Source organism: Ruegeria sp. YKSF070 (genome assembly GCF_059612725.1).
Window position 1 is genome coordinate 1 of sequence record NZ_JBXWRD010000110.1, and the last position, 1,400, is coordinate 1,400.

The 1,400-nt window shown below is 55.9% G+C and carries 2 protein-coding genes; one reads left to right on the forward strand and one right to left on the reverse strand.

The annotated features are described in order from the left end of the window. Window positions 1-836 (forward strand): hypothetical protein (locus AC2FL1_RS23430; protein WP_496878526.1); only part of this gene is annotated, 836 nt, incomplete at its 5' end. A 19-nt stretch (window positions 837-855) separates the two neighbouring features. Here AC2FL1_RS23430 and AC2FL1_RS23435 read toward each other — a convergent pair. Continuing rightward, window positions 856-1,400: arylsulfotransferase family protein (locus tag AC2FL1_RS23435; protein ID WP_496878527.1), on the reverse strand; the 545-nt coding region annotated here is incomplete at its 5' end.

Genomic DNA, 1,400 nt, shown 5'->3' on the forward strand with positions numbered 1-1,400 from the left:
CTCTTATTGGCGTAGCAATGGCGCTGGTCTTAATTGTGTTGTTGTATCTGCCGATCTTTCCAAGCCTCGTGGAAGCCATGGGCGAGGTAGCGGCAACATCCGCTGTCGATCCTATGCAGGAGTATCAGAGCCCGGTCTGGACAGTGCTGGAAGGGCTACGGACGGCAGTCGGAGACACTGGCCCGCTGACCATGATTGTTGCATTCGGCGGATTGGTCGCCCTGGCGTTTGGTGCCGCAGGAGCACATTCAGCACAACCGCTGTTTTTCCCGTCCATCGTTATGCATATCGTGGTGACGCTGGCTATTCTCCTGTCGCTCGACATGCGGATATGGCCACGCTTCTTTTTTGTTGATATCGGCCCGGTTATCATTTTTGCGGTCATCGGCTGCTGGCACGGTGCAAGCATTGTGGCACGAGTGATAAGCCAACCTCGGATCGGAATGCCACTGTTCGCCGTCGGTGTTGCGGCGATGATCGCTTTATCCGTGATTCTTGTGCAGCGGAACTATGCCGCGCCAAAACAGAATCTGGCCGGAGCTTTTGCCTTTGTGGAACAGACCCGCAACCCTTCCGAGCGGGTTTACGCCATCAATCCGGGCGGGCCTGTCTTTGAGAACCATTTCAATGCCAACTGGACAACCATTGGCGACCCCGAAGCATATGCAAAAGCATTAGCTCAGCCTGGTCCTGTGACATTGGTCGTCCTGTTTCCGAACCGAATGTTCAGCGCCATCCCGCAACTGAGGCAGGATGCCAAAGGGCAACTGGACCTTGTCCATGACTTCCCCGGAACACTGGGCGATGGTAACGTTCATGTATATCGGCGTAACTGAGCGACTGCCGAGCTGGAGGTCAGGGGCAAGACCAGACTGACCGGTCTACAAAATCCAGAGGATAACGCCGCGCTTCCTCTATCAGTGCGGCAGAGCGGGTTCCCGCGACAAACACCATCGACCAGACGGTTTCTCCATCCGGAGTGATCTCGAAAACGCGCCCGGATGTGCTTTCGGTTACAAGAATATTGCCGTTGGGCAACGCCTGATGTGTACCCATGATAAAGCTGAAAAAACGCTGATCATCGTTTTGGGGGTAAACCGTCTCAGCCAGACCAGTCACGGGATCGAACCGAAGGACACGGGCACCCACGAAATCACGGCCAGGCATTCGGTGACCGCTGCCATTATCAAAGACGGTGATGGTGCCGTCCTGCTCGATATCGGGATCGTGCTGCTTCAGCCACGGTCCGTGCTGCATCCAGACGATCTTGCCACTGGATCTGTTCAACACAGCCAGCGCGTGGAGATTACGCATGGAGAGCAGCAAATCTCCGGGCTCCGACCCTGAGATGCGCGCGCTCAGCTCAGGGGTGACGACTTCGATATCGTTGAGATATAGCG